Annotated in this window: 22 protein-coding genes and 1 riboswitch; of the genes, 13 read left to right on the top strand and 9 right to left on the bottom strand. The window is 72.7% G+C overall.

What is annotated here, in order from left to right; translation table 11 throughout:
* Positions 1-375: 375 nt before the first annotated feature.
* The 4 genes from AB0O21_RS38375 to AB0O21_RS38360 form a co-directional block, all read right to left on the bottom strand.
* Positions 376-879 carry a hypothetical protein gene (locus AB0O21_RS38375; RefSeq protein ID WP_365179936.1) on the bottom strand — a complete coding sequence of 168 codons (504 nt, stop codon included), beginning with the start codon at positions 877-879 and terminating at the stop codon, positions 376-378.
* 12 nt (positions 880-891) lie between these two features.
* Positions 892-1,281: a hypothetical protein gene (locus AB0O21_RS38370; RefSeq protein WP_365179933.1), complete on the bottom strand. Its 390-nt coding sequence runs from the start codon at positions 1,279-1,281 to the stop codon at positions 892-894.
* A gap of 634 nt (positions 1,282-1,915) precedes the next feature.
* The gene (locus AB0O21_RS38365; protein ID WP_329386106.1) at positions 1,916-2,149 is read right to left on the bottom strand and encodes a ferredoxin; all 234 of its coding nucleotides are present in this window, start codon (positions 2,147-2,149) and stop codon (positions 1,916-1,918) included.
* A 5-nt stretch (positions 2,150-2,154) separates the two neighbouring features.
* Positions 2,155-3,618: an aldehyde dehydrogenase gene (locus AB0O21_RS38360; RefSeq protein WP_365179930.1), complete on the bottom strand. Its 1,464-nt coding sequence runs from the start codon at positions 3,616-3,618 to the stop codon at positions 2,155-2,157.
* Positions 3,619-3,802: 184 nt separating this feature from the next.
* On the opposite strand from AB0O21_RS38360, the gene AB0O21_RS38355 reads away from it, so the two are divergent.
* From AB0O21_RS38355 to AB0O21_RS38325, 7 genes are all read left to right on the top strand, one after another.
* Positions 3,803-4,864 carry an MBL fold metallo-hydrolase gene (locus AB0O21_RS38355; RefSeq protein ID WP_365179927.1) on the top strand — a complete coding sequence of 354 codons (1,062 nt, stop codon included), beginning with the start codon at positions 3,803-3,805 and terminating at the stop codon, positions 4,862-4,864.
* 103 nt (positions 4,865-4,967) lie between these two features.
* Positions 4,968-5,048, top strand: a riboswitch (cobalamin riboswitch).
* A 131-nt stretch (positions 5,049-5,179) separates the two neighbouring features.
* Positions 5,180-6,439, top strand: a complete 1,260-nt coding sequence (locus AB0O21_RS38350) for a prenyltransferase/squalene oxidase repeat-containing protein (RefSeq protein WP_365179942.1) — start codon at positions 5,180-5,182, stop codon at positions 6,437-6,439.
* Positions 6,439-7,113, top strand: coding sequence for an SCO2322 family protein (locus AB0O21_RS38345; protein WP_365179924.1), 675 nt, complete (start codon positions 6,439-6,441; stop codon positions 7,111-7,113). Before AB0O21_RS38350 ends, AB0O21_RS38345 begins: the two co-directional genes overlap by 1 nt.
* A gap of 407 nt (positions 7,114-7,520) precedes the next feature.
* Positions 7,521-8,600, top strand: coding sequence for an energy-coupling factor transporter transmembrane component T (locus tag AB0O21_RS38340; RefSeq protein ID WP_365179939.1), 1,080 nt, complete (start codon positions 7,521-7,523; stop codon positions 8,598-8,600).
* Positions 8,597-10,546, top strand: a complete 1,950-nt coding sequence (locus AB0O21_RS38335; RefSeq protein ID WP_365179921.1) for an ATP-binding cassette domain-containing protein — start codon at positions 8,597-8,599, stop codon at positions 10,544-10,546. The genes AB0O21_RS38340 and AB0O21_RS38335 overlap by 4 nt, the downstream gene beginning before the upstream one ends.
* Entirely contained in the window at positions 10,543-11,433 is an 891-nt protein-coding gene (locus tag AB0O21_RS38330) for an ECF transporter S component (RefSeq protein WP_365179918.1), read from the top strand. Before AB0O21_RS38335 ends, AB0O21_RS38330 begins: the two co-directional genes overlap by 4 nt.
* Positions 11,434-11,718: 285 nt before the next feature.
* Entirely contained in the window at positions 11,719-12,174 is a 456-nt protein-coding gene (locus AB0O21_RS38325; RefSeq protein WP_365179915.1) for a transglycosylase SLT domain-containing protein, read from the top strand.
* Positions 12,175-12,320: 146 nt separating this feature from the next.
* Here the strand turns inward: AB0O21_RS38325 and AB0O21_RS38320 are convergent, their stop codons facing one another.
* Positions 12,321-13,490 (bottom strand): steroid 3-ketoacyl-CoA thiolase, encoded by a 1,170-nt coding sequence (locus tag AB0O21_RS38320; RefSeq protein WP_365179912.1) that lies wholly within the window; start codon positions 13,488-13,490, stop codon positions 12,321-12,323.
* A gap of 242 nt (positions 13,491-13,732) precedes the next feature.
* Between AB0O21_RS38320 and AB0O21_RS38315 the strand changes: the two genes are divergently transcribed.
* Together AB0O21_RS38315 and AB0O21_RS38310 are read left to right on the top strand one after the other, a co-directional pair.
* Positions 13,733-14,977: a cytochrome P450 gene (locus AB0O21_RS38315; protein WP_365179909.1), complete on the top strand. Its 1,245-nt coding sequence runs from the start codon at positions 13,733-13,735 to the stop codon at positions 14,975-14,977.
* 250 nt (positions 14,978-15,227) lie between these two features.
* Positions 15,228-16,619 carry an FAD-binding oxidoreductase gene (locus AB0O21_RS38310; protein ID WP_365179906.1) on the top strand — a complete coding sequence of 464 codons (1,392 nt, stop codon included), beginning with the start codon at positions 15,228-15,230 and terminating at the stop codon, positions 16,617-16,619.
* A gap of 20 nt (positions 16,620-16,639) precedes the next feature.
* Here AB0O21_RS38310 and AB0O21_RS38305 read toward each other — a convergent pair whose 3' ends face one another.
* Both AB0O21_RS38305 and AB0O21_RS38300 read right to left on the bottom strand, forming a co-directional pair.
* Positions 16,640-17,542: a hypothetical protein gene (locus AB0O21_RS38305; protein ID WP_365179903.1), complete on the bottom strand. Its 903-nt coding sequence runs from the start codon at positions 17,540-17,542 to the stop codon at positions 16,640-16,642.
* A 240-nt stretch (positions 17,543-17,782) separates the two neighbouring features.
* Positions 17,783-19,831 (bottom strand): bifunctional glycosyltransferase 87/phosphatase PAP2 family protein, encoded by a 2,049-nt coding sequence (locus AB0O21_RS38300; protein ID WP_365179900.1) that lies wholly within the window; start codon positions 19,829-19,831, stop codon positions 17,783-17,785.
* Between the two features lie 133 nt (positions 19,832-19,964).
* Between AB0O21_RS38300 and AB0O21_RS38295 the strand changes: the two genes are divergently transcribed.
* Positions 19,965-20,294, top strand: a complete 330-nt coding sequence (locus AB0O21_RS38295) for an antibiotic biosynthesis monooxygenase (protein ID WP_365179898.1) — start codon at positions 19,965-19,967, stop codon at positions 20,292-20,294.
* Positions 20,295-20,403: 109 nt separating this feature from the next.
* Here AB0O21_RS38295 and AB0O21_RS38290 read toward each other — a convergent pair whose 3' ends face one another.
* A complete protein-coding gene (locus AB0O21_RS38290; RefSeq protein WP_365179895.1) occupies positions 20,404-20,799 on the bottom strand; it encodes a nuclear transport factor 2 family protein in 396 nt (131 codons plus the stop codon).
* A gap of 105 nt (positions 20,800-20,904) precedes the next feature.
* On the opposite strand from AB0O21_RS38290, the gene AB0O21_RS38285 reads away from it, so the two are divergent.
* Positions 20,905-21,420, top strand: coding sequence for a GNAT family N-acetyltransferase (locus tag AB0O21_RS38285; RefSeq protein ID WP_365179892.1), 516 nt, complete (start codon positions 20,905-20,907; stop codon positions 21,418-21,420).
* Positions 21,421-21,427: 7 nt separating this feature from the next.
* On the opposite strand, the gene AB0O21_RS38280 is transcribed toward AB0O21_RS38285, so the two are convergent.
* Positions 21,428-23,497, bottom strand: coding sequence for an MFS transporter (locus AB0O21_RS38280; protein WP_365179889.1), 2,070 nt, complete (start codon positions 23,495-23,497; stop codon positions 21,428-21,430).
* A 229-nt stretch (positions 23,498-23,726) separates the two neighbouring features.
* Between AB0O21_RS38280 and AB0O21_RS38275 the strand changes: the two genes are divergently transcribed.
* Both AB0O21_RS38275 and AB0O21_RS38270 read left to right on the top strand, forming a co-directional pair.
* The gene (locus tag AB0O21_RS38275) at positions 23,727-24,836 is read left to right on the top strand and encodes a peptidoglycan-binding domain-containing protein (protein ID WP_365179887.1); all 1,110 of its coding nucleotides are present in this window, start codon (positions 23,727-23,729) and stop codon (positions 24,834-24,836) included.
* A gap of 153 nt (positions 24,837-24,989) precedes the next feature.
* On the top strand, positions 24,990-25,682 hold the full coding sequence (locus AB0O21_RS38270) for an HAD-IA family hydrolase (protein ID WP_365179884.1): 693 nt from the start codon (positions 24,990-24,992) through the stop codon (positions 25,680-25,682).
* Positions 25,683-25,892: the final 210 nt, after the last annotated feature.

Genomic DNA, 25,892 nt, shown 5'->3' with positions numbered 1-25,892 from the left:
CAGACCACTTGACGATCTATAGGAGCTTCAGACCGTCCCGCCACGGAAAGACAAGAGACTGCCGGGAAACCCCCAAAAGAACGGGCCGGGGGATAGAGACGAGAGACGGCCCGGTCAGGGATGTCCGACCCCCTTCGCAAGGGGGCAGGCCCGGCCCCGGCCCCTCCCAGGCCGGTTCCCGGACCAGGCAGGCGGCCAGCCACCCCCAAACCTCGACCACAAGAACCTCAGCCCCCGACAGGCGCGTCAGATCGCTACGCGCTCCTCGAAGACGGCGTCCGCAGGCCGTCTGGGGCTGATCTAGCCGCGACAGATCGCTACGCGCTCCTCACTGCTTGGCGTCCGACGGCCGTCCGGGGCTGGGGCTCGGCGAGCTCACGGCATGAGTTCCTGAAGGGCTTCCCAGGCGGCAGAGGAATCGAAGATCCGGAGTATCGGACCCTGTTCGGACGCCAGGACGGCGTAGTGCTCGGGATTGAGGGAGAGGCCCCAGGGCTCCTCGGCATGGGCACGGACCAGGAGCCTTCCGGAAGCCGTGCACCGAACCCAGGGAATCAGGACCAGGTCGGCGAGCTGCGCGCCGGTCAGCGGAACGGTGTCGGGGCCTTCGACCAGCTGCAGTACGGTCGGCCGACCATCGCCAGGACAGGCCAGCAGTCGAGCAGCAACGGCTTCCCGCTCACCCCACGTCTCCGCCACCACGGAGATCTCCACCCGTGTGGTCTCGCTGAGGGGCACCTGGTGCGCGAGGAGGGCTCCCGCCAGCACGTCGAGCCCCGCCTCCTGCTCGCCGATGTCCCAACAGACCTGGACTTCAGCTGCGGCAGCAGTCGGCAGGAGACGGGTGAAGCGCTTCCAGACGTCAGCTTCATCGATCATGCGGACACGGTCTCAAACGTCGTACGGGTACACCTCAAGCGCCAGCGTCGTGAAAGCGATGCGCTCACCTACCACCAGCGTCTCCCTGCCGGTTCCGACCTCGATCATCACCACGTCCGTGCCCACCCTGAGAGTCACGACCGGATCTCCAGGGCCACCGACGGTGAGCACCTCTCCCCGGATCCACAGGCAGCCGTCCTCGTCAACGTCGATGTCGTACCGGACCGTCGGGGCCACCCGCTGCCACTCGACGACAGGGTCGGGGACGTTCAACTCGACGTACGCGGTGCTGCCCTGGATGGGCAGCTCACTGCCCATCCAGCGGGCCATTCCCACACCAGCGTCGCAGCGGAAAGCGACGCCCCGCCGTTCCTCACCGACACGATTCACGAATATCCGCACCAGGCCACTCCATTCACCGAGGAGCGGTGAGCTTAGCGACCAGCCCCGGACGGCCGCCGGACGCCGTCGTCGAGAAGCGCGTAGCGATCTGTCGCGGCTTATGACCAGCCCAAGACCGTCGCAGACGCCGTCTTCGAGGAGCGCGTAGCGATCTGACGCGCCTGTCGGGGGCTGAGGTTCTTGTGGTCGAGGTTTGGGGGTGGCTGGCCGACTGCCTGGTTCGGGAACCAGCCCGGGAGGGCCCGAGGCTGGGCGCGCCCCCTACCGGGAGGGGCCGCACATCCCTGGCTGACCCGTCTCTCGTCTCTATCCCCCGGCCCGTTCTTTTGGGGGTTTCCCGGCAGTCTCTTGTCTTTCCGTGGCGGGACGGCCTGTCAAGGGTTGAGCGCAGCGAAATCGCGAAGCGACGCGACGAAGGAGCGCCCTTTACAGGCCGGCCCGACACGGAAGGACTATGGGACTGACGGGAAACCCCCCGCGCCTTCTCTGATTCGGGCCAGTTCGGTCCCCGCCAACCGCGAAGCCACCGCCCCGCAGCCGGGGGCGGGTGGGCGGACACCGCCCCGCCCCCACGCCCCGAGGGGGTAAAAGTCCCGCACGCGCGTGGACCCGTACCCCCACCCCCACCCGCCCCCTACTCCTCCGGCGGGAACACCGGTTCGCCGGTCTCGGCCAGGGTGATCATGATGGCCTCCACCGGGCAGCCCTCCGCCGCCGTCAGGATCGGTTCGTTCGCGTCCGACTCCGGGGTCCGGGGGTGGGACTGGCGTGCCGAGTCCAGGACGAAGCCGTCCGGAGCGTGGTTGACGCACATGCCCGAGCCGATGCAGACGCCCCGGTCCACCTCGACCTGCCAGCGGTCGCCCATCCCCATCACTCTCCGGATCCGTAGCCGGCCGGCAGGTGGATCATCTTGTGCTCCAGGTACTCGCTCAGGCCCTCCGGGCCGAACTCACGGCCGACGCCGCTGTTCTTGTAGCCGCCGAAGGGGCCCAGCATGTCCAGGCTGAAGGTGTTGACGTTGAAGGTGCCGGTGCGCACCTGGCGGGCGAAGTCGATGCCGTGCTCCACGTCGCCCGTCCAGACGCTGCCGCTGAGCCCGAACTCCGAGTCGTTGGCGACCCGTACCGCCTCCGCCTCGTCCCCGTAGGGGATCAGGCAGACGACCGGGCCGAAGATCTCCTCGCGGGCGATCCGCATCGAGTTGTCCACGTCGCCGAAGAGGGTGGGCTCCACGTACCAGCCCCGCTCCAGGCCCGCCGGACGGCCGCCGCCGGAGAGGACCTTGGCGCCCTCCTCCTGGCCGATGCGGATGTAGTCCAGCGAGCGCTGCTGCTGGCGCTGCGCCACGAGCGGGCCGAGCTGGGTCGCCGGGTCGAGCGGGTCGCCGACGACGAGGGCGCCGGCTGCCGCCGCGAGGGCCTCGGCCACCTCCTCGTACCGGCTGCGCGGGGCGAGGATCCGGGTCTGGGCCACGCACGCCTGGCCGTTGTTCATCCAGGCGGCGGGGACGATCCCGGCCACCGTGGTCTCCAGGTCGGCGTCCGGGAGGATCACGGCGGCGGACTTGCCGCCGAGTTCGAGGGTGACGCGGGTCAGGTTGCGCGCGGCGACCTCCATCACGCGCCTTCCGGCGGCGACGGAGCCGGTGAAGGCGACCTTGTCCACGCCGGGGTGGCCGACCAGGTACTCGCTGACCTCGCGGTCGGCGGGCAGGATCGACAGCACGCCCTCGGGCAGGCCCGCCTCCCGTGCTATGTCGGCCAGGATGTAGGAGTCGAGCGGAGCTTCCGGCGAGGGCTTCAGGATCACCGTCGAGCCGGTGAGCAGCGCGGGCGCGAGCTTGGCCGCCGCCACGAACTGCGGGACGTTCCACGGGATGACGGCCGCGACGACGCCCACGGGTTCGCGGCGCACCAGGATCGGGCCGAGCACGCCCGCGCGGCGCTCCTCGTACGGGTAGTCGCGCGCGACGGTGATCGCGGCGTCGTAGACCATCATCGGGCCGAGTGCCTGGGCGAGGACGCTCCAGGAGTACGGGGAGCCGTTCTGGGAGCTGATCGAGCGGGCGATCTCCTCGTGCCGGACGGCGATGGCGTCCTTGATCCGGGAGACGACGGCGATGCGCTCGTCCAGGGTCATCCGCGGCCAGGGGCCCTCGTCGAAGGCCTTGCGGGCGGCGGCGACGGCGCGGTCCACGTCGGCCTTCGACGCGTGCGGGACGGAGCCGATGACCTGCTCGGTGTGGGGGGAGACGATCCGGATCGTGTCGGTGCCCAGCGGATCCGTCCATTCCCCGCCGATGAACAGTTGTCCGTGTTCCACGAGCTCGGTCATGGCTGAGGCCTCCTGCGGCTTGCCCTGCGGCTTGACGTTCCAGAACTGATACCAGTTCTAGTTCGAGGAGTCCACGGCCAGGACGGAACAGCGGGGAAGATCCAACGACTAGTCAGGAAGCCGGAGAAGTGGTCGACTTGGGCTACTACTGAAACACGTTCTTATCAGAGGCAGGGGACGGCGCATGACAGAGGACGCAACCGAAGCCGCACCGCACGTCACCGATCACGGCGGCGGCGTGTGGGGGATCAAGGTCCCCATCCCCGACAACCCGCTCGGCCACACCCTCGTCCACGTCCTCGACACCGACCGCGGCCCGGTCCTCGTCGACACCGGCTGGGACGACCCCGAGTCCTGGGACACCCTCGTCGCCGGCCTCGGCGCTCTCGGCATCGCGATCGCCGACGTCCACGGCGTCGTCATCACCCACCACCACCCCGACCACCACGGCCTGTCCGGCCAGGTCCGCGAGGCGTCCGGGGCGTGGATCGCCATGCACGCCGCCGACACCGAGGTCGTCGTACGGACCCGGGCGTCCGAGCCGGGCGTCTGGTTCGACTACATGAGCGAGAAGCTCGCCGCCGCCGGAGCCCCCGAGGCGCACATCGCCCCGCTCCGCGCCGCCCGCAGCAGCGGCCGGATGCGGACCCTGCCCGGGCTGCGGGCCGCCGTCCCCGACCGGGAGATCGTCCCCGGCGAGCTGCTGCCGCTGGCCGGGCGCCGGCTGCGCGCGATCTGGACCCCCGGCCACACCCCCGGGCACGTCTGCCTCCACCTGGAGGAGACCCACCCGGCGAACCTCCCCGGCAACGGCCGCCTCTTCTCCGGGGACCACCTGCTGCCGGGCATCTCCCCGCACATCGGCCTGTACGAGGACCCGCAGAGCGACCGGGTCACCGACCCCCTCGGCGACTACCTCGACTCCCTCGAACGCATCGGCCGCCTCGACCCGGCCGAGGTGCTCCCCGCCCACCAGCACGCGTTCACCGACGCGCCCGCCCGCGTACGGGAACTGCTCGACCACCACGAGGAGCGGCTGACCGGGCTGTGGGCCCTGCTGGCCGAGCCGCTCACCCCGTGGGGGCTGGCGGAGCGGATGGAGTGGAACCGCCCCTGGGAGCAGATCCCGTACGGCTCCCGCAACATCGCCGTCTCGGAGGCGGAGGCCCACCTGCGGCGGCTGGTGAAACAGGGCCGCGCGGAGGCGGTCCCGGGCAGCGACCCGGTGACGTACCGGGCGCTGTAGGCGCGGGCAGGGGGTGGCCGGTAAGGGGCCCTCGCGGTCGGCGCCCCCGGGCCCGCCGGCTACGGGCCGGTAGAGTGAACGGGTCGTCCTCACTTCCGTACGGGGGGAAGCCGGTGCGAATCCGGCGCTGACCCGCAACCGTGACCCGCCCCGGCCTCCCGTCGGGCGGGGAGCCGGAATGCCCCGTGCCGGAGGTGCGCGGCTCGTGCCGCCGGGTCCTCCGGCGGCCGGCACCGTCGAGGTAAACGGAGCCGGAGCCCGGTGCCTTCGCGTGCCTGCCTCCAGCTCCCCCAGCAGGAGAGGCATCCCGCCCCCATGAACGTCCGCCGCAGCGCCGCCACGCTCGCCGCCTCCGCCGTGCTCTGTGTGGGCGCCGCCCCCGCAGCCCTCGCCGACACCGCGTCGCCCTCCCCCTCCGCGCCGCCGGTGATCCCCTCCGGCCTGTACGGCAAGAACGACCCGACGTACGACGGCGTGTGGCGCCAGTCCTTCGCCCTGCTCGCCCAGCACACCGTCGGCGTCAAGCCCGCCAAGGAGGCCGTGGCCTGGCTGGTGGGCCAGCAGTGCGCGAACGGCGGCTTCGCCGCGTTCCGCGCGGACGCCTCCGCGGCCTGCGAGGCGACGACGATGTTCGACACGAACGCCACCGCGGCGGCCGTCCAGGCGCTGAGGGCGCTCGGCGGCCAGGACGCGGCGGTCAAGAAGGGCACGGACTGGCTGAAGTCCGTCCAGAACGAGGACGGCGGCTGGTCCTACGTTCCCGGCTCCCCCAGCGACGCCAACTCCACCGCCGTGGTGATCAGCGCCCTCGCGGTGGCGGGCGAGAAGCCCGCCGAGGTGAAGTCGAAGGCGGGCAAGTCCGCCTACCAGGGTCTGGCCGCCTTCCAGCTCGGCTGCGCCACCGACCCGGCCGCCGACCGGGGCTCCTTCGCCTACCAGCCGATCGACGGCAAGCTGATAGCCAACGCGGACGCCACCGCCGCGGCGGCCCTGGCCGGCCTCGGCAAGGGCTCGGCCGTGGCCCTGTCCGCCACCGACACCCCCGCCGCCCCGCTGACCTGCCCGCCGGCCTCCGCCGACGTCGCGGCCGACCCGGCGGCCCTGGCCCAGGGCGCGGCCGGCTACCTGGCCGAGGCCCTCAAGAAGGACGGCCACCTCACGGCGGTCACCCCGGGCGCGGACCAGCCGACCCCGGACACCGGCAACACCGCCGACGCGGTGATCGCCCTGGCAGCGGCCGGGCACAAGCAGTCGGCGGCCGCCTCGCTGGAGTGGCTCAAGGGCAACTCGGCGCAGTGGGCGAAGGGCAGCCCGGCGGCCCTGGGCACGCTGATCCTGGCCGCGCACGCGACGGGCGCGGACCCCAAGGCCTTCGGCGGCACCGACCTCGTCTCGGCGCTGAACGAGACCGGCCCCGCCCCGCAGGGCGCGGACAAGCCCGCGACCGGTTTCGATGACAGGAAGGACGAGTCCTCCGGCGGCCAGAACATCTGGTGGATCATCGGCGCGGGCGCCGCGGCCGGCATGGGCATCGGCATCCTGCTGAGCGGCCGCCGCAAGAAGAACCAGCTCTGATGGGTCGCCGCCGCCCGCTCGCGCGCATACCGGTGCTCGCCGTGCTGCTCGGCGCCGTCCTGGCCGTCCTGGCAGCGTCCCCGGCGCTGGCTTCGAGCTACCGCTACTGGTCGTTCTGGGACGGCGCGGCCGGCGGCGGCCCCTGGTCGTACGCCACCGTGGGCCCCTCGATGGCCCGCCCGGCGGACGGTTCCGTGCAGGGCTTCCGCTTCGCCGTGAGCAAGGACGCGGCCGCGGAGGCGGCGCAGCCGCGGGCGGCGGCGGACTTCTCGGCGATCTGCGGGGCGACCGCGGCGGCCGAGGGGAAGAAGCGGGTGGCGCTGGTCGTCGACTTCGGTCTCCCGGCGGACGCCCCGGCGGGCGAGGCCCCGCCGCAGGAGGCTCCGCGGACGGCCTGCGCGCAGGTGGCCCCGGAGGCCACGGCGGCGGAGGCCCTGGCGTCGGTGGCGAAGCCGCTGCGCTACAACGGGGCGGCGATGCTGTGCGCGATCTCGGGCTACCCGAAGCAGGGCTGCGGCGAGCCGATCGCGGAGGGCCCGGCGCCGTCGGCCCCGGCGGCTGCCCCGGCGGCCGAAGCCGGGGGCGGCCCGTCGGCGGGCCTCCTGGCCGGCCTCGCGGCGGTGGCCGCCCTGGCCGCGGCCGCCGTCTGGCAGTCCCGCCGCCGCAGCCGGTGACGGGCGACCGTCCGGGGCCGACCCCGCACGCGGCCGTGCCGGGCGACAGCGGTCAGCCGGCCCCGGCCGGCGAGCACCCGATGTCCACGCCCGGCCGCGCCGCCGTTTCCCGGGGCTCCGCCCCGGACCCCGCTCCTCAAACGCCGGAGGGGCTGGATTTTGGCCGGCGTCGGCCTTCATGTGCGCGTTGCGCGACGCTGCGCTTGGGCGACCATCCGGCTCCGCCGGGCGAAAATCCAGCCCCGCCGGCGTTTGAGGCGCGGGGGTCCGGGGGCGGAGCCCCCGGCAGCGGCGCCGCACCCGACAACGGGACCCCGGCTGGGCGAAGCCGCCCCGCAGCGCCGGGCACCTCGCACGGGCCGACGTACAGGAAATGGCAGGCCCCCCACGCCCGCCGGGCGACGGCCCTGCACGCGGGGGCCTGGTGGCTGTGGGCCCTCGGGCTCGCCACCGCCGCTTCGCGGACCACCAACCCGCTCCTGCTCGGCATGATCATCGGCGTCGCCGGCTACGTGGTCGCGGCCCGCCGCACGGACGCGCCGTGGGCCCGTTCCTACGGGGCGTTCCTGAAGCTCGGCCTCTTCGTCATCGGCCTGCGCCTCCTCTTCTCCATGCTGCTGGGCTCCCCCATCCCCGGCTCGCACACCCTCTTCACCCTCCCGGAGGTCCCGCTGCCCGCCTGGGCGCAGGGCATCCGGTTCGGCGGCAAGGTGACCGCCGAGCAGCTGGTCTTCGCCTTCTACGACGGCGCCAAGCTGGCCGCGCTCCTCGTCTGCGTCGGCGCGGCGAACGCCCTCGCGAACCCGGCGCGGCTGCTGAAGTCCCTCCCGGCCGCCCTGTACGAGGCGGGCGTCGCCGTGGTCGTCGCCATGACGTTCGCGCCGAACATGGTCGCCGACGTCGTCCGCCTGCGCACCGCGCGCCGGCTGCGCGGACGCCCCACCGGCGGGGTGAAGGCGATCCTCCAGATCGGCCTGCCGGTGCTGGAGGGCGCGCTGGAGCGCTCCGTCGCCATCGCCGCGTCGATGGACGCCCGCGGGTACGGGCGCACGGCCGAGGTCCCGCCCGCCGTCCGGCACACCGCCAACGCCCTCACCCTCGGCGGCCTGCTCGGCATGTGCGCGGGCACGTACGGGCTGCTCGCCGCGGAAGGCGCCGCGTACGGGCTCCCCCTGCTCGGCATCGGCTTGCTACTGGCCCTCGCGGGGCTGCGGCTCGGCGGCCGCCGCTCGGTGCGGACCCGCTACCGGCCCGACCGCTGGGGGCCGCGCGCGTGGCTGGTCGCCGGATCGGGCGCCGCCGTCGCCGCGCTCCTCATATACGCGGGCACCCGCGACCCCGCCGCCCTGCACCCGGGGGTGGTGCCCCTGGTCGCGCCGACGCTCCCGCTGGGGCCGGCGGCGGCGGTCCTGATCGGCCTGCTGCCCGCCTTCGTGGCACCCGTACCGCCTGTACCGCCTGTACCGTCCAAGGAGGCATCGCAGTGATCCGCTTCGAGCAGGTGTCGGTCACCTACGACGGCGCGGCCGGCCCCTCCCTCCAGGACGTCGACCTGGTGATCCCCGAAGGGGAGCTGACCCTCCTCGTCGGCCCGTCGGGCGTCGGCAAGTCCACCCTGCTCGGCGCCGTCTCCGGGCTGGTCCCGCACTTCACGGGCGGCACCCTGCGCGGCCGGGTGACGGTCGCGGGCCGTGACACCCGCACCCACAAGCCGCGCGAGCTCGCGGACGTGGTCGGCACGGTCGGCCAGGACCCCCTCGCGCACTTCGTGACGGACGTGGTGGAGGACGAGCTGGCCTACGGCATGGAGTCCCTCGGCCTGGCGCCCGCCGTGATGCGCCGCCGGGTGGAGGAGACCCTGGACCTCCTCGGCCTGAACGAACTGCGCGACCGCCCCATCGCCACCCTCTCCGGCGGGCAGCAGCAGCGGGTCGCGATCGGCTCGGTCCTGACCCCGCACCCGAAGGTCCTGGTCCTGGACGAGCCGACGTCCGCGCTGGACCCGGCGGCCGCGGAGGAGGTGCTCGCGGTGCTCCAGCGGCTGGTCCACGACCTGGGCACCACGGTCCTGATGGCGGAGCACCGGCTGGAGCGGGTCGTCCAGTACGCCGACCAGGTCCTCCTGCTCCCGTCCCCGGGCGCGGCCCCCGTCCTCGGGCCTCCCGCGGAGGTCATGGCCGTGGCCCCGGTCCACCCCCCGGTGGTCTCCCTGGGCCGCCTGGCGGGCTGGTCGCCCCTCCCCCTCTCGGTCCGCGACGCCCGTAGGCTCGCCGCACCACTGCGGGCCGCTCTGTCTGCCGCCGCCGGAAACCCCGTACCCCTGCTGTCCGCTCCCGGCCGCGGCGCCGTTTCCCAGGGCTCCGCCCCGGACCCCGCTCCTCAATCGCCGGAGGGGCTGGGTTTTCGCCCGGCGGAGCCGGATGGTCGCCCAAGCGCAGGCTTGCACGACTCGCACATGAAGGCCGGCACCGGCCAAAATCCAGCCCCTCCGGCGTTTGAGGAGCGGGGTCTGGGGCGGAGCCCCAGTTTCGGGAAGGGGCGGGGTGGGGGAAGCCGCCCGCAGGGCACCCGCCCCGGCCTGCTGGCCCGCCTGCTGCGCCGGAGCGAGCCGGGCCACCCGGCCCCGGCCCCGGCCCCCGCCCCGGCCGCCGGCACGGCACCCGCACCGGTCGAGGCCCGCGGCCTCACGGTCCGCCGCGGCCGCACGGAAGTGCTCCGCGACATCACCCTCACCGTCGCGCCCGGCGAAACCGTCGCCCTGATGGGACGCAACGGCGCCGGCAAGTCCACCCTCCTCGCCGCCCTCGTCGGCACCCTCCCGCCCGCCACCGGCGAGGTGACCGTCGGCGGCCTCGCCCCGCACCGCACCCCGCCACCGGAGATGGTGCGACGCGTGGGCCTCGTACCGCAGGAGCCCCGGGACCTCCTCTACGCCGACACCGTCGCCGCCGAGTGCGCCGCCGCCGACTCCGACGCGGGCGCGGCCCCCGGGACCTGCCGCGCGCTGGTCACCTCCCTGCTGCCGGACGTGCCCGACGACGTCCACCCCCGGGACCTCTCCGAGGGGCAGCGCCTCTCGCTGGCCCTCGCCCTGGTACTGACCGGCCGCCCGGCTCTGCTCCTGCTCGACGAGCCCACCCGGGGTCTGGACTACGCCGCCAAGGCCCGCCTGATCGAGATCCTCCGCGGCCTCGCCGCCGACGGCCACGCCATCGTCCTGGCCACCCATGACGTGGAGCTCGCCGCCGAGCTGGCCCACCGCGTGGTGATCCTGGCGGGCGGGGAGGTCGTGGCGGACGGCCCGACCGCCGAGGTGGTCGTCTCCTCGCCGGCCTTCGCGCCGCAGGTGGCGAAGGTGCTGGCGCCGGGGCACTGGCTCACGGTGAGCCAGGTCGCCGAAGCCCTGGCGTCCCCGGGGACGGCCCCCGCATGAGCCGCGCGACCCCCCGCCCCGACCCCATCCGCCCCATCCGCCCCGTCCGCATCGGACCCCGCGCCGCCGCTGCCATGGTCCTCGTCACCCTCATCGGCATCGCCGCCTTCGGCTGGCCCCTCCTCGCCGACGGGCAGTCCGGGCTCGCCCACTCCCAGGACGCCCCCTGGCTGTTCGCCGCGCTGCTCCCGCTCCTCGTCGCCGTCGTCGTCGCGACCATCGCGGACAACGGCATGGACGCCAAGGCGGTGGCGATGCTCGGCGTGCTCGCCGCCGTCGGGGCGGCGCTGCGGCCGCTGGGCGCGGGTACCGCCGGCCTGGAGCCCATGTTCTTCCTGATGGTGCTCAGCGGGCGCGTCCTCGGGCCGGGCTTCGGCTTCGTGCTGGGCTCGGTCACGATGTTCGCGTCCGCGCTGCTCACGGGTGGTGTCGGCCCGTGGATGCCGTTCCAGATGCTCGCGCTCGGCTGGTTCGCTCTGGGCGCCGGGCTGCTGCCCGGTCCGGAGAGGGTACGGGGCCGGGCGGAGCTGCTGATGCTGGCGGCGTACGGCTTCGTGGGCTCGTTCGCGTACGGCACGGTCATGAACCTGCAGGGCTGGGTGATCCTGCAGGGCATGGGCCAGGGCGTCTCCTTCCACCCGGGGGACCCGGTCGCGGCGAACCTGGCGCGCTTCGTCGCGTACTGCCTGGCGACGTCGCTGGGCTGGGATCTGGGGCGGGCCGCGCTGACGGTCGTACTGACGCTCACGCTCGGGGCCACGCTGCTGAAGGCACTGCGGCGGGCGACTCGGAAAGCTGCCTTCGACGCGCCCGTCTCCTTCGATTCGGGGGTCGGGAGTGGCCCGGACCACAGCCCTCAAAGGGGTACGGATGGTCACGGACGGTGACATTCGGGGCCTCCGGCGGTGACCCGCCCCACAGGACCCAGGTCACATACGAGCCGGGATAGTAGTCCTTAAGCACCCCATATGCACCCCTTTGGATCGCCCCCCACCTGGGCAAACGCCGAGCGGGACCGGGTAGGGACGTTCCTCCCCGGCTGCGAGGACCACTAGTAAGAACGGTCGTTGCCAGGGGGTCCGGACGTCTGTAGAACTGGATGAGTCGCAAGGCGGCAGGGGTGCTTCACCCCCCGCCGACGAACCCCTCTCCTCCGCGTGAGTGGCTCACGCATGTCTTCGGCATGCCTGCGACCGCCCTTGTCCCCTTCGAAAGGCCCCTCCGTGTCCAACACCGTCATCCGCCGCATCGCCGCCTCCAAGAAGGCCCTCGCGGGCACCGTCCTCGCCCTGGGCGTCGCCGGTTCCATGCTTGCCGCGGTTCCCGCGCAGGCCGCCCCGATGAGCGCCAAGGCGATCGCCCAGCAGATGATCAAGGACCCGGCCCAGTTCGCCGCCTTCGACAAGATCATCACGCACGAGAGCGGCTGGGACTACACGGCCACCAACGCTTCCTCGGGCGCGTACGGCCTGGTCCAGGCCCTGCCGGCCTCGAAGATGGCCTCGGCGGGCGCGGACTGGAAGACCAACCCGGCCACCCAGATCAAGTGGGGCCTGGACTACATGAACGAGCGCTACGGCAGCCCGGTCGGCGCCTGGAACTTCTGGTCCGCCAACCACTGGTACTAAGCCGCGCGCGCCAGCAGACGCAGCCGACGCAGCAGACGCAGCAGCAGACATACGAAGGCCCCGGTGGCCGGCCTCCCCAGGTCCGGCCCCCGGGGCCTTCTGCATCCCATCCCACAGGGTTCAGTACGCGCCCTCGGGCGCGGTCGTCACAGCCGCTGGATGATCGTCCCGGTCGCCAGCGCACCGCCCGCGCACATGGTGATCAGCGCGAATTCCTTGTCGCGGCGCTCCAGCTCGTGCAGCGCGGTGGTGATCAGCCGGGCGCCGGTGGCGCCGACGGGGTGGCCGAGCGCGATGCCGCCGCCGTTGACGTTGACCTTCTCCAGGTCCTGGTCGAAGACCTGGGCCCAGCTGAGGACGACGGAGGCGAAGGCCTCGTTGATCTCGACGAGGTCGATGTCCTTGAGGGACATCCCGGCCTTGCCGAGCACGGCCCGCGTGGCGTCGATCGGCCCGTCCAGGTGGTAGTGCGGGTCGGCGCCGACCAGGGTCTGGGCGACGATGCGGGCGCGCGGCTTGAGCTTGAGGGCGCGGGCCATCTTGCGGGAGGCCCACATCACGGCGGCGGCCCCGTCGGATATCTGCGAGGAGTTCCCGGCGGTGTGCACGGCGGTCGGCATGACCGGCTTGAGCCGGGCCAGGCCCTCCATGCTGGTGTCGCGCAGGCCCTCGTCCCGGTCGACCAGGCGCCACATTCCCTGTCCGGCGGCCTGCTCCTCCTCGGTGGTGGGCACCTGCACGGCGAAGGTCTCGCGCTTGAAGCGCTCCTCGGCCCAGGCGGTGGCGGCCCGCTCCTGCGAGAGCACGCCGAGCCTGTCGACGTCCTCGCGGGTCAGGCCCCGGTTGCGGGCGATGCGCTCGGCGGCCTCGAACTGGTTCGGGAGGTCGACGTTCCACTCGTCCGGGAAGGGCTTGCCGGGCCCGTGCTTGGATCCCGAGCCGAGCGGGACGCGGCTCATGGCCTCGACCCCGCAGGCGATGCCGATGTCCATGACGCCGCCGGAGATCATGTTGGCGACCATGTGGTTGGCCTGCTGGGAGCTGCCGCACTGGCAGTCCACCGTCGTCGCGGCGGTCTCGTACGGGAGCCCCATGGCGAGCCAGGCGTTGCGGGCGGGGTTCATCGACTGCTCGCCGGCGTGGGTGACGGTGCCGCCGACGATCTGCTCGACGCAGTCGGGCTGGATTCCGGTTCGGGCCAGCAGTTCGCGGTAGGTCTCACCGAGCAGGTAGGCGGGATGGAGGTTGGCGAGCGCTCCCCCGCGCTTGCCGATGGGGGTGCGTACGGCTTCGACGATGACGGGTTCCGCGGCCATGAGCTCGTCCTCTCCTGCACTGTGCCGGCGCGGCGGGCCGTCCCGGCGCCCCGCCCTGAACTAGTACGCGTTCTAGTTCTCCCCGCAGTTTTATGACCTGATGCCCCGCCACGCAAGGGTCTTGCACGCGCCCTGCACGGATTCCACACGCAACAGGTGCTGCGCCGACCCTTGTCACTTCTAGAACTCGTTACTACCTTCAAGCCAACTTCTGATGGGCCGTCAGACTTTGGAGTCGCCCGATGTCCTGCCCCGCGCTGCCCGAAGGCTTCGACGCCACCGACCCCGACCTCCTCCAAAGCCGCGTCCCGCTGCCGGAGTTCGCGGAGCTGCGGCAGACCGCACCGGTGTGGTGGTGCCCGCAGCCGCGGGGGATCACCGGCTTCGACGACGAGGGCTACTGGGTCGTGACCCGGCACGCGGACGTCAAGTACGTCTCCACGCACCCGGAACTCTTCTCCTCCACCACCAACACCGCGATCATCCGCTTCAACGAGCACATCCAGCGTGATGCCATAGATGCCCAGCGCCTGATCATGCTGAACATGGATCCGCCGGAACACACCCGCGTACGCCAGATCGTGCAGCGCGGTTTCACCCCGCGCTCCATCCGCGGCCTGGAGGACGCCCTGCGCGACCGGGCCCGGAAGATCGTCGAGGAGGCCCTGGCCGCCTCGGCGGACGGCAGCTTCGACTTCGTCACGCAGGTGGCGTGCGAACTCCCGCTCCAGGCCATCGCCGAGCTGATCGGCGTACCGCAGAAGGACCGCGCCAAGATCTTCGACTGGTCGAACAAGATGATCGCGTACGACGACCCGGAGTACGCGATCACCGAGGAGGTCGGCTCCAACGCGGCGGTGGAGCTCATCGGTTACGCCATGAACCTCTCCGCCGAACGCAAGGAATGCCCGGCCAAGGACATCGTCACGCAGCTCGTCGCCGCCGAGGGCCAGGGCAACCTCGGCTCCGACGAGTTCGGCTTCTTCGTGCTGCTGCTGGCGGTCGCGGGCAACGAGACCACGCGCAACGCCATCAGCCACGGCATGCACGCCTTCCTGACCCACCCCGAGCAGTGGGAGCTCTACAAGGCGACCCGGCCCTCCACCACCGCGGAGGAGATCGTGCGCTGGGCCACCCCGGTGGTCTCCTTCCAGCGCACCGCCACCCAGGACACCGAGCTGGGCGGCCAGAAGATCAAGGCGGGCGACCGGGTGGGGATGTTCTACTCCTCCGCCAACCACGACCCCGAGGTCTTCGAGAACCCGGACGTCTTCGACATCACCCGCGACCCGAACCCGCACCTGGGCTTCGGCGGCGGCGGCCCGCACTTCTGCCTCGGCAAGTCCCTGGCCGTGCTGGAGATCGACCTGATCTTCAACGCGCTGGCCGACGTCCTGCCCGACCTGCGCCTGGCCGGCGAGCCCCCGCGGCGCCTGCGCGCGGCCTGGCTGAACGGCATCAAGGAACTCCGGGTCAGCCACGGCTGACCCCGGATCCAGGACGGCAGGGGCCGCCTCCTCCCACGCCCCGGCCCCTGCCGTCCGCTGGCGACCGGGACCGCCTTGAAGGTGCGGGCCGCGTCGCCCGAGTGGCGGCACGGCCGCGACCGGCGGATCCTGACAGGACGCGGCGATCCACCGACGGGGTGCCGGGGCGGGCGACACTCCGCCCCGGCGCCCCGTCGGCGTTCCGCCGTCACCCGCAGTCGTCCGCAGTCGTCCCGGGTGAGGAGGCGCCATGTCCGCCACCGCGTTCGACGAGCTCGCCAAGGCCTTCCGGGGACCCCTCGTGCGGCCCGGCGACAACGGCTACGACGAGGGCCGGCGCATCTGGAACGGCTCCATCGACCGCCGCCCCTCCCTCATCGCCTACTGCACGGGCGCCGCCGACGTGATCGCCGCCGTGCGCTGCGCCGGCCCCGCCGGACCCGCGGCCGGGCTGCCCCTCGCGGTGCGCGGCGGCGGGCACAGCTTCCCCGGCCAGTCGGTGTGCGACGACGGCATCGTCATCGACCTCTCCCTGATGAAGGGCATCCGGGTCGACCCCGCGGGCCGCACCGTCCGGGCCCAGGCCGGCGTGCTCCTCGGCGAGCTGGACCACGAGACGCAGGCCTTCGGGATGGCCGTGCCCGCCGGGATCGTCACCCACACCGGGCTGGCGGGGCTCACCCTCGGCGGCGGCATCGGCTGGCTGATGCGCAAGTACGGGCTCACCGTCGACCAGCTGCTCTCGGTGGACCTGGTCACCGCCGACGGCACCCTCCTCAAGGCGAGCGCGGACGACAACCCGGACCTCTTCTGGGGCGTGCGCGGCGGCGGCGGCAACTTCGGCGTCGTCACCGAGTTCGAGTTCCGGCTCAACCCGGTGGGGCCCGTCGTCCTGGCCGGTCCCGTCTTCTGGCACATGGCGGACTCGGCCCGGCTGCTGCGCTTCTACCGCGAGTGGATCACCGACGTACCGGACGAGCTGACCACGGCCGTGGTGCACCGCAAGGCGCCGCCGCTGCCGTTCGTACCGGCGGAGCTGCACGGGAAACCGGTGGTCATGGTGGTGTGCTGCTACGCCGGGCCCGTCGAGGAGGGCGAGCGGGTGCTGCGGCCGCTGCGCGCGTGGGGGCCGCCGCCGGTGCTGGACCTGTGCGCGCCGAAACCGTTCACCGAGCACCAGGCCATGTTCGATCCGTCGTTCCCGCACGGCCGCTGGTACTACTTCAAGTCCTGCGACGTGGACCGGCTCAGCGACGAGGTCATCGACGCCACCGCCGAGCACGCGGCGCGGATCGTCTCCCCGCTCACCGCCTTCCCGATCTTCCAGCTGGGCGGCGCCATCGCCCGCGTCGGCGAGGAGGAGACGGCCTTCGGCGGGCGGAGCGCCGGCCACACCTTCAACATCAACGGCACCTGCGAGGGCGCCGAGGGCTTCGAGCAGGAGCGGGAGTGGGCGCGCGGCCTGTGGTCGGCGCTCGCACCCCACCAGACGGGTGTGTACGCGAACTTCCTGATGGAGGAGGGCGAGGACCGGGTGCGCGAGGCCTACGGGCCCGAGAAGTACCGCCGGCTGCGGGAACTCAAGCGACGCTACGACCCGGGCAACCTCTTCCGCCTCAACCAGAACATCCCGCCGGCCTGAGCCCTGCGCACGGCCTCCGGCTACACACCGCCCGCGATGATCGTCCAGCCCGGGGAGAGGCCGGCGAGCGGGCCGACGTCGGCGTAGCGGCCCCCGCTGAGCGTCGCGGTCCGGGCGGTCCCGTCGGACGCGTAGAAGAGCAGGCTGTCCGCGGTCCGGGACACTTTCTCCCAGATGCCGGACGTGCCGGTGTCGCGGAAAGCGCCGACCGTGCCGTCGGTCGCCGAGGCCGCCTTGTAGACGAACTCGGCGTCCGTGTCCGAGAAGGCCAGGACGGAGTCCTTGGTCGCGGTCATGTCCCTCAGGACCGCGTCCCCGTCCCTTGATCCCGCCTTCGTGTAGACGCCGTTCTCGAGCGTCCCGTACGCCAGAGCGCCTCGGTGGTCCTCGTCCGTCTCCCCCGTGGCCCTCTGGAAGATCATGGTGTCGCACGAGGTGGCCACGACGTCCCAGGCCCCACCGAAGCCGTCGTACGTCCGCACCTGCTCGTACACACCGTTCTTCAGGCTGCCGGTGCTTCCACGGCGGGACCACCGGTCGATGAAGAGCACCGAATCACCCGACGCCGTGGCGGAGCCCGACCTCAAGGAGTCGGCGAAGGTCTTCACGCGGGTGTACTTGCCCTCCGTGAACGTGCCGCTCTCGCCGTCCCCGGTGAGCGAGTTCCAGATCAGCAGGGTGTCACGGCTCACGACGGCGTTCGAGTAGCGGTCCGGGAGGGTGAACGCCGCCTTCTGCTGCCAGCGCCCGGCCGCGAGGGTGCCGGTCACGGCCGCGCCGGTCCACTCGTTGTAGAAGAGGATCGAGGTGTTCGGGACCGTGCGTCCGCAGTACTCAGAAGCGGCGGTCGCCGGCGTCCCCGGACCGACCGACAGGCCGGCCGTCACGACCGCGACAAGTGCGGCCACCAGGGATTTCCTCATGGCTCTCCCCTTTTCCTCGCACGCGAACCCGTGCGGTACCGGGGTGTATCGGATTCCCCCTCACGGTCCGCGAAGTCCGGCGGACGGCGCTCTCCCCGAGCGTTGGGACTCCCCCCGATCATCGTCCGCCGCATCCGGCACCCCCGCATCTCGGCCCGTACCTTCGGACGGGAACGCCGCCGGGGCCCCTGTGCGGGGCCCCGGCGGCGTTCCGGTGCGGGCGGGCGGGGCGCGCGGGCGCTACGCGGGCCCGGAGCGGGCCGGGGTACGCGCCCGGTCGCCGGACTCGGCTTCGGACTCTGCTTCGGCCGGGGAGGACGACGCCCGCTGGCCCGGGAGGCTCACCTTCGTGCCGCGCGGCCCCGACAGCACGTACACGAGCCCGAAACCGGCGGCGACGACGAGCGCCCCGCCCACCGCGTCCAGCACCCAGTGGTTGGCGGTGGCCACGATCGCGCACACCGTGATCAGCGGGTGCAGCGCCCCGAGGACCTTCTGCCAGACCTTCGGGGCCAGCACCACGATCACGACCCCGCACCACAGCGACCAGCCGAAGTGCAGCGAGGGCATCGCCGCGTACTGGTTGGAGATCGCGGTCATGGCCCCGTACGAGGGGTTCGCGAGGTCCTGCGGCCCGTGCACGGTGTCGATGAAGCCGAGCCCGGGCATCAGGCGCGGCGGGGCGAGCGGGTAGAGCCAGAAGCCGGCGAGCGCGAGGACGGTCGCCAGGCCCAGGGAGGCCCGGGCCCAGCGGTAGTCGCCTGGCCGGCGCCAGTACAGCACCGCCAGGATCGCCAGCGGGACCACGAAGTGGAAGGAGGTGTAGTAGAAGTTGAAGAAGGCCTCCAGCCAGGGCGTGTTCACGACGGCGTGGTTCACGGCGTGCTCGATGTCGATGCCGAGGGCCTTCTCGATGCCGTGGATCTGGCTCCCGTTGCCCTCCGCGAGCGAGCGGCTCGTCGGCGCCGCGGCCCGGATGTGCGAGTAGAGGGAGTAGCCGACCCGTATCAGCAGCAGTTCCAGCAGCAGGTTGGGGCGGGACAGCACGCGCCGCCAGAACGGCAGCAGCGGCACCCGCGCCCAGCGGGCGGCGGCCGGCCGGCCGTAGGCGGTCGGGACGGGCTCGCGCCAGTACGGCGAGGAACGCGGCAGGAACGGTACCGCGCAGGCCGCCGCCAGCGCGGTCAGCAGCAGCACGTTGTCCCGTACGGGCGCCAGCGCGGCCAGGTTCGGCAGCAGGACCGCGCTCGGCAGGGTCATGGCAAGGACCACGGCCACCGGCCACACCGGCCGGTCCGCGGCCCGCTTGCCGACCTTGCCTGCCACCGCGAGCAGCACCCACAGCAGCTGGTGGCGCCACCCGGTCGGGGACACGGTGACGGCGACGCAGCCGGTGATGGCGACGGCGAGCAGCAGCTGGCCGTCGCGGGCGTAGCGGGCCGCGCGGCGCAGCCCGACGAACACGACGGCGCCCGCGAGGGCGAGGTAGAGCACGATCTCGGCCGGCCCGGTCAGCCCGAGGCGCAGCAGCGCCCCGTGCAGGGACTGGTTGGCGAGCCCGTCGGGGGCGCCGCCGAGGCCGGTGCCGGCCAGGTGCTGCACCCAGTACGCCCAGGAGTCGCGCGGCAGCGACGCCCAGGACAGCGCGGTGGCTCCGGCGAAGGTCACGGCTGCGGTCCGCGCGGTGGGGCGCCGCCCGGCCAGCCACAGCAGCGGGGCGAACAGCAGCAGCGCGGGCTGCAGGGCGGCGGCGAGGCCGAGGAGGAAACCGGCCGGGCGCTCGGCGGGTACCCGGAAGACGGCCAGCAGCACCAGGAGCACGGGCAGCACCGCAGTCTGTCCCGGCGAGGCGGCCTCGCGCACCGGCAGCGACACCATCATCAGCGCGGTCAGCACGGGCGCGGCCAGCAGCGCGGTGCGCCGCGGCACGGGATCGGGCAGGCCGCGCGCGGCGACGAGCCCGATGGCGGCCACGAACAGCAGCGTCACGGTCGTCCAGGCGAGCTCCAGCGACGGGGCGGCCAGACTGGTGAACGGCTTCAGCACCAGCCCCGCGAAGGGCGTGCCGGTGAACTGGCCGGCGTCGTACAGCGTGCCGGGCATGCTCCCGGGGAGGTGGAACCCGCTCAGCCACTCGCCCGGTGGCACGCGCAGCACGGCGGCGGCCTGCCGCACGGCGAGCACGCCCGCCAACGCCCACAGGAGGAGGCGCGCGGCCCCGAGCCTGCCACTACCGCCTATGACTCCGGCATGTCCGTGTCCACCACTGTGCTCCGCCGCGTTAGCCACGCCTCGCCGGCCTCCCGCCCAATTGACCGCAACCCCGACTTCGCCTGGCTGCCGCGCTTCATACCGCGTTTCATACCGCGCTGTTCATTACGCGGACGACGATATCCCGGGTCGGATACCTAGGATGGCCCGCATGAGCATCGTGAAGATCAACGCACTGACCGTTCCCGCCGAGCAGCGGGAGGTGCTGGAGCAGCGTTTCGCCTCCCGGGCGGGGGCCGTGGAGTCCTCGGACGGGTTCGAGTGGTTCGAGCTGCTGCGCCCGGTGGAGGGCACCGACCAGTACCTGGTGTACACGCGGTGGCGGTCCGAGGAGGACTTCCAGGCGTGGATGGAGGGGCCGATGAAGGCGGCTCACCAGGGCGGCGGCGAGGGTGGCGGGGAGCGGCCGAAGCCGGCGGCTTCCGGGTCCTCGGTGTGGTCGTTCGAGGTCGTGCAGCAGGCGGCGCCGAAGAAGGCCTGAGCCGCCGGAAGGCCGGAGACGGCGGAAGGCCGCCCGAGCCGGACGCGGCGTGAGGCCCGGGGCGCGCGCCCCGGGCCTCCTTGCTGTGCGCGCCGACGCTGCCGACCGCTCAGCTCCAGAAGGCGTCTTCCTCGTCGATGTCCTGGGTGCACTGGTCGATGTCGGTGATCTTGCCGCCGACGATCGTGAAGAAGAGGCCTTCCTGGACCTCGATCCCGCGGTCGCCGCGGTCGGCACGCGCCGTGTGGAAGGACATGACGTGCCCCCGTCCGTCCGCGAGCACCGCGTGCAGTTCGATCTGGAGGGTGCCCTTCGTCTCCTCCCCGAGCCGGCGGTAGAGGTCCATGACGGCCTCCCGCCCCTTGTGGTGCCCGGAGAGCGGGTTGCTGCCCGGCACGTGGTGGATGGCGTCGGCCGTGAACAGCGTGCTCAGCGTCTCCAGGTCACCCTTGGAGAAGGCTTCGTAGCCGCGGCGGACCAGGACGGCGTCGGGATGCTTGGACATGGCGTTCACACCCTCCATTTGAGCGATTTTCCCTTTTCCTCATCATCGGCCCGTGCCTGTGGATATTCCACGCGGGAGTTCCGCCGCCGCCTCCACAATGGCGCCATGGACACCAAAACGATCAGCACCGGCGCCGGCTCCAACACCTGGACCGTGACTCCCGAGCCCTACGACACCCCTGATGCCGTCGCCCTCCTGCGCGCGTACTACGCCGAGGTCGCCGGCCGGTACTGGAAGCGGTCCGTGACCGAAGCCGAGATCGACGAGGGCGTCCTCGACTTCCCAGCCGACGGGCTCTGTCCGCCGACGGGCCAGTTCGTCGTCGGCCGGCTGGCCGGCGAGCCCCTGGCGTGCGGCGGGTTCCGGCTGCTCGACCCGGTCACCGCCGAGCTGACCCGGGTCTACGTCGACCAGCGCACGCGCGGTACGGGCGGCGGGGCGGCGCTGCTGGAGGTACTGGAGGCGGAGGCCCGCGCGCTCGGCGCGGAGCGGGTCCGCCTGGACACCCGGTCGGACCTCGTGGAGGCCCGGGCGCTGTATGCGCGGCACGGGTACCGGGAAATACCCGCGTACAACGACGGCCCGTATGCGGAGCACTGGTTCGAGAAGCCGCTCGTGTGACCGCGGGCTAAGGGGCGGCGTGGTCCCGCCGGGGCTCGGCGTCGTAGGGCTCCTCGGCGTCGGAGCCGCACAGCTCCGCGTTGATCTCGCGGACCAGCTTGTCCAGGTCGGTCGGGCGGTCCGGGCCCCACCAGTCGCCGAGCAGCTCGGCGAGGGATTCCTGGCGGGCGGCGGCGAGTTTGGCGGCGGCCAGTCGGCCCCGGTCGGTGAGGACGAGCGGCAGCCCCTCGCGGACGGCGAGGTGGCGTTCCTCGATCTGGCGGGCGGCGTCGGTGATGGCCTTGAGCGGCACGATGGTGCGTTCGGCGAGCAGCGCGGGTTCTGCGGAGCCGTACTTGTTGATGCGCAGCAGCAGCCAGCTGGCGGCGGGCAGCAGGTCGTAGCCGGCCTTCTCGGTGATCTTCTCGTAGACGTGGCGGCGGCCCTCGCGGGTGCCGAGGACCGACAGCGCGCGGGCGACCTCGTCGTGGGAGGAGCGCTGGACGGGGTTGGAGGCGAGGGTCTCGGTTACGTCGGGTGCGGTGACCGAGCCGCGGAGCTTGTCCTCTTTCAGGAACCAGGCGACGGCAAAGGCGAGCAGGACGACGGGCACGGCGTAGAGGAACACGTCCGTGATGGCGGAGGCGTAGGCGTCGAGCACCCGGGGGCGCAGCTCGGCGGGGAGCACGGCGATGGCCCGGGGGTCGGCCTCCAGCTGCTTCGCTCCGGCGCCGGGCGGCAGCGGCACGCCGGCGAGTGCGGCGCCCAGCTTGTCGTCGAGCCGGTTGGTGAAGACCGTCCCGAAGATCGCGACGCCGAAGGAGGCGCCGATGGAGCGGAAGAAGGTGGCACCGGAGGTGGCGACGCCGAGGTCGGCGTAGCTGACGGCGTTCTGCACGACCAGGACCAGTACCTGCATGACGAGGCCGAGTCCGACGCCGAAGACGAAGAAGTAGGCGCTCATCTCCCAGGTGGAGCTGGTGCGGTGCAGTTGGTGCAGCAGGAGCAGGCCGACGGCGGTGACGGCGGTGCCGGCGATCGGGAAGACCTTCCAGCGGCCGGTGCGGCTGACGATCTGACCGGAGGCGGTGGAGGAGAGCAGCATGCCGAGCACCATCGGCAGCATGTGGACGCCGGACATGGTCGGTGAGACGCCCTGGACGACCTGGAGGAAGGTCGGCAGGTAGACCATCGCGCCGAACATGGCGAAGCCGACGACGAAGCTGATCAACGAGCAGAGGGTGAAGGTGCGGATGCGGAAGAGCTTCAGCGGCAGGACGGGTTCGGCGGCCTTCCGCTCCACGAAGAGGAAGGCGGCGAGCAGGACGGCGCCGAGGACGGCGAGGCCGATGATCCGGGCCGAGCCCCAGCCCCAGGTGCCGCCGAGGGAGGCGACGAGCACGAGGCAGGTGGCGACGGCGGCGATGAGGAAGGTGCCGAGGTAGTCGATGGTGTGCTTCGAGGAGCGCACCGGGATGTGCAGGGCGGCGGCGATGACGACGAGTGCGACAAGACCGATGGGGAGGTTGATGTAGAAGACCCAGCGCCAGGAGAGGTGGTCCACGAACAGGCCGCCGAGGAGGGGGCCGAGCACGCTGGTCGCGCCGAAGACCGCGCCGAAGAGGCCCTGGTACTTGCCGCGCTCGCGGGGCGGGACGATGTCGCCGACGATCGCCATCGACAGCACCATCAGTCCGCCGCCGCCGAGGCCCTGCAGGGCGCGGAAGCCGATGAGCTGCGGCATGTTCTGGGCGAGGCCGCAGAGGGCGGAGCCTATGAGGAAGAGGACGATGGCGTACTGGAAGAGCTTCTTGCGCCCGTACTGGTCGCCGAGTTTGCCCCACAGGGGGGTGGCCGCGGTGGAGGCGAGCATGTAGGCGGTGACGACCCAGGACAGGTGGGCCATGCCGCCGAGGTCGCTGACGATGGTCGGCAGGGCGGTGGAGACGATGGTCTGGTCGAGCGCGGCGATGAGCAGGCCCAGGAGCAGGGCGCCGATGGAGACGAGGACCTCGCGGGATGCGTGCTCGGCGGCGGGGTCGGGGTGCTGCGGTCCGGAACCGGGGTCCCGGGGCTCCGTGGTCACATCCTGAGCCATCGACTCCTCCTCAGGCCACCGGATCAACACCTCCATCCTGAGCGGTGTGTCCGGTTATGGCCTCTCGGGCGGCTTGGGAGGGCCTTGACGGGTCTGGATAATCGCTGGCAGTGGCCATGGAGGGATTCCAGTGAGCGGTGAACACTGTCCGAATTGCGGCGCCGTCGTCGGTGCCGGCTGCGGGTGTGCGCCGGATGTCGGGTTCAACCCCTTGCGCATCCGTCCGTACGTGACGTTGCCCGACCCCGGCGAGCCGGAGCCCCAGCTGCCCCCGCAGCCGGTGACGGGCGTGGTCACGCCACCCGAGCCTCGCGACGGCACCCCGCCGTACGGCATACCCGTGGCCCCGCTGACGCAGACGTGGCCGGGCGGCCCGAACGGCACGGCGGACGCGTCGGAGACGGTCCAGCTCCCGGCGGTCCCGGGGGCGGGCGGCGTCCCGGCGCCGGGCGGCGTCCCGGCGGATGGCGGCGTCCCGGCGGATGGCGCCGGGTCCGGGGCGGGTGCCGGCCTTGGGGCGGGTGCCGCGTCGGGGTCGGATGCCGGCCTGGCGTCGGGCGCCGACCCGGTGACCTCGGAGTTGCCCGTGGTGGGGGCGTTCCCGGCGGGCGCGGCCCCTGCGACGGCGGCCTTCGCTGCGGGCGCGTTCCCTGCGGGGACGTTCCCGGCTGCCGAGGGATACCCGGCGCCGCCGACCGCCGCGTACCCGGCGTTCGACGGCCCGGCGGACGGATCGGGCGGGGGAAGGGGCGGGGGCGGGGGCGGGGGCCCGGAGAAGCGGGGCTTCGGAGCCGCTCCCCGGCGGCTCCTGCCGCTGCTGCTGGGTGCGGCGGCGGTGGTCGCCCTGGGTGGGACGGCCCTCGCGGTGTGGGTGCTGCCGGAGTCCGCCGGCAGTGATTCCGCCCTGATGGACGCGAAGCCGTCGGCGCCCGCGGCGATCGCTCCTGCCACGTCTTCGCAGGCTTCGCCGTCCCCGAGTGCGTCCGTCTCGCCGTCGGCGTCGCGTTCCGCGTCGCCGAGCCCCTCCAAGTCTCCGTCGCCGAGTCCGTCGCGTTCGGCGACGTCCGCTCCCCCGAGCCCGTCGGCGAGTGCGAGCCGTTCGCCCAGCCCGTCGAAGCCGCCGGCCGCGTCGGGCCCGACGCTGCGCTACGGGGACTCGGGTGCCGAGGTGGAGAAGCTCCAGCGGCTGCTGGCGGGGAAGGGACTGTTCCCGTACAAGATCAACGGAAAGTTCGACTGGCGCGTGGAGAACGCCGTGTCGACCTTCCAGTACGACAACGACATCGACGAGGAGTGGGGCGTCTACGGTCCGATCACGCGCCGGGCCCTGGAGGGGTGAGGCCCGCGCCGGCGGCGGCCGGGGCCGGGGCCGGTGATTGGCGTAGACCGCCGTTGTTTTGTATCGTGATGGAACAAAGTGGTTCCGTCCTCACTCCCTGACCGGTGGACGGAACCGCTTGTTCTCTTTTCCCGCCCGTCTGGAGCCCATCCGATGCCGGCCAGCACCACCACCCCTGTCACACCCGTCGTCCTCACCGCCAGGGCCCTCCTCCTGGACATGGACGGGACGATCGTCAATTCCGACGCGGTGGTCGAGCGCTGCTGGCGGGACTGGGCGGTGTCCCACGGGCTGGACCCGCAGGAGGCACTGAAGGTGGTCCACGGCCGCCAGGGCTACGCCACCATGGCCGTGCTCCTGCCGGACCGCCCGATGGAGGTCAACCACGCGGAGAACGCGGAGATGCTGGCCCGCGAGACCGCCGATGTCGACGGCGTGGTCCCCGTGCCGGGCGCCCCGGCGTTCATGGCCTCCCTCGCCGGCCTCCCCCACGCGCTGGTCACCTCCGCCGACGCGGCCCTGGCCACGGCCCGGATGACCGCGGCCGCCCTGCCGATGCCGGAGGTCCGGGTGACGGCCGAGTCCGTCGGCGCCAGCAAGCCGGACCCGGAGGGCTTCCTCAAGGGCGCCGCCGCCCTCGGCGTGGCCCCGGAGGACTGCATCGTGTTCGAGGACTCGGCCGCGGGCATCGCCGCCGGCCGGGCCGCAGGCATGCGCGTCATAGGCATCGGCCCCCGCGCAGCCGCCCACACCCCGACGGCCCACGCAGAGGACCTCCGGGGCGTGCGGTTGACGGCGACCCCGGACGGGTCGATCGAGGTCGCGGTGGGCATCGCAGCGGGCTGAGGCCCGCGGCGGGGACGGGGCGCGGCGGGAGCGAGGCGGGGCGCTGCGCGCGGGCCGGGTCACTTCCGTCACGGGGACTTCGGGTGACGGGGTGCGAGCCGGGCGGAATCAGAGAAGGCGCGGGGGGTTTCCCGTCAGTCCCATAGTCCTTCCGTGTCGGAACGGCTCGTCAAGGGCGCTCCTCCTTCGTCGTCGCGTCGCTTCGCGATG

This window comes from Streptomyces sp. NPDC091371 (genome assembly GCF_040684275.1).
Classification (GTDB): domain Bacteria; phylum Actinomycetota; class Actinomycetes; order Streptomycetales; family Streptomycetaceae; genus Streptomyces.
The sequence above is the reverse complement of the archived record's forward strand: the minus strand, read 5'-3'. Positions and strand labels throughout refer to the sequence as shown.

Bases quoted from the DNA above. Each gene is read 5' to 3' on its own strand.
- AB0O21_RS38375 (WP_365179936.1), bottom strand. From the start codon at position 879: ATGATCGATGAAGCTGACGTCTGGAAGCGCTTCACCCGTCTCCTGCCG.
- AB0O21_RS38365 (WP_329386106.1), bottom strand. From the start codon at position 2,149: ATGGGCGACCGCTGGCAGGTCGAGGTGGACCGGGGCGTCTGCATCGGC.
- AB0O21_RS38360 (WP_365179930.1), bottom strand. From the start codon at position 3,618: ATGACCGAGCTCGTGGAACACGGACAACTGTTCATCGGCGGGGAATGG.
- AB0O21_RS38355 (WP_365179927.1), top strand. From the start codon at position 3,803: ATGACAGAGGACGCAACCGAAGCCGCACCGCACGTCACCGATCACGGC.
- AB0O21_RS38350 (WP_365179942.1), top strand. From the start codon at position 5,180: ATGAACGTCCGCCGCAGCGCCGCCACGCTCGCCGCCTCCGCCGTGCTC.
- AB0O21_RS38345 (WP_365179924.1), top strand. From the start codon at position 6,439: ATGGGTCGCCGCCGCCCGCTCGCGCGCATACCGGTGCTCGCCGTGCTG.
- AB0O21_RS38330 (WP_365179918.1), top strand. From the start codon at position 10,543: ATGAGCCGCGCGACCCCCCGCCCCGACCCCATCCGCCCCATCCGCCCC.
- AB0O21_RS38325 (WP_365179915.1), top strand. From the start codon at position 11,719: ATGTCTTCGGCATGCCTGCGACCGCCCTTGTCCCCTTCGAAAGGCCCC.
- AB0O21_RS38320 (WP_365179912.1), bottom strand. From the start codon at position 13,490: ATGGCCGCGGAACCCGTCATCGTCGAAGCCGTACGCACCCCCATCGGC.
- AB0O21_RS38315 (WP_365179909.1), top strand. From the start codon at position 13,733: ATGTCCTGCCCCGCGCTGCCCGAAGGCTTCGACGCCACCGACCCCGAC.
- AB0O21_RS38310 (WP_365179906.1), top strand. From the start codon at position 15,228: ATGTCCGCCACCGCGTTCGACGAGCTCGCCAAGGCCTTCCGGGGACCC.
- AB0O21_RS38305 (WP_365179903.1), bottom strand. From the start codon at position 17,542: ATGAGGAAATCCCTGGTGGCCGCACTTGTCGCGGTCGTGACGGCCGGC.
- AB0O21_RS38295 (WP_365179898.1), top strand. From the start codon at position 19,965: ATGAGCATCGTGAAGATCAACGCACTGACCGTTCCCGCCGAGCAGCGG.
- AB0O21_RS38290 (WP_365179895.1), bottom strand. From the start codon at position 20,799: ATGTCCAAGCATCCCGACGCCGTCCTGGTCCGCCGCGGCTACGAAGCC.
- AB0O21_RS38285 (WP_365179892.1), top strand. From the start codon at position 20,905: ATGGACACCAAAACGATCAGCACCGGCGCCGGCTCCAACACCTGGACC.
- AB0O21_RS38280 (WP_365179889.1), bottom strand. From the start codon at position 23,497: ATGGCTCAGGATGTGACCACGGAGCCCCGGGACCCCGGTTCCGGACCG.
- AB0O21_RS38270 (WP_365179884.1), top strand. From the start codon at position 24,990: ATGCCGGCCAGCACCACCACCCCTGTCACACCCGTCGTCCTCACCGCC.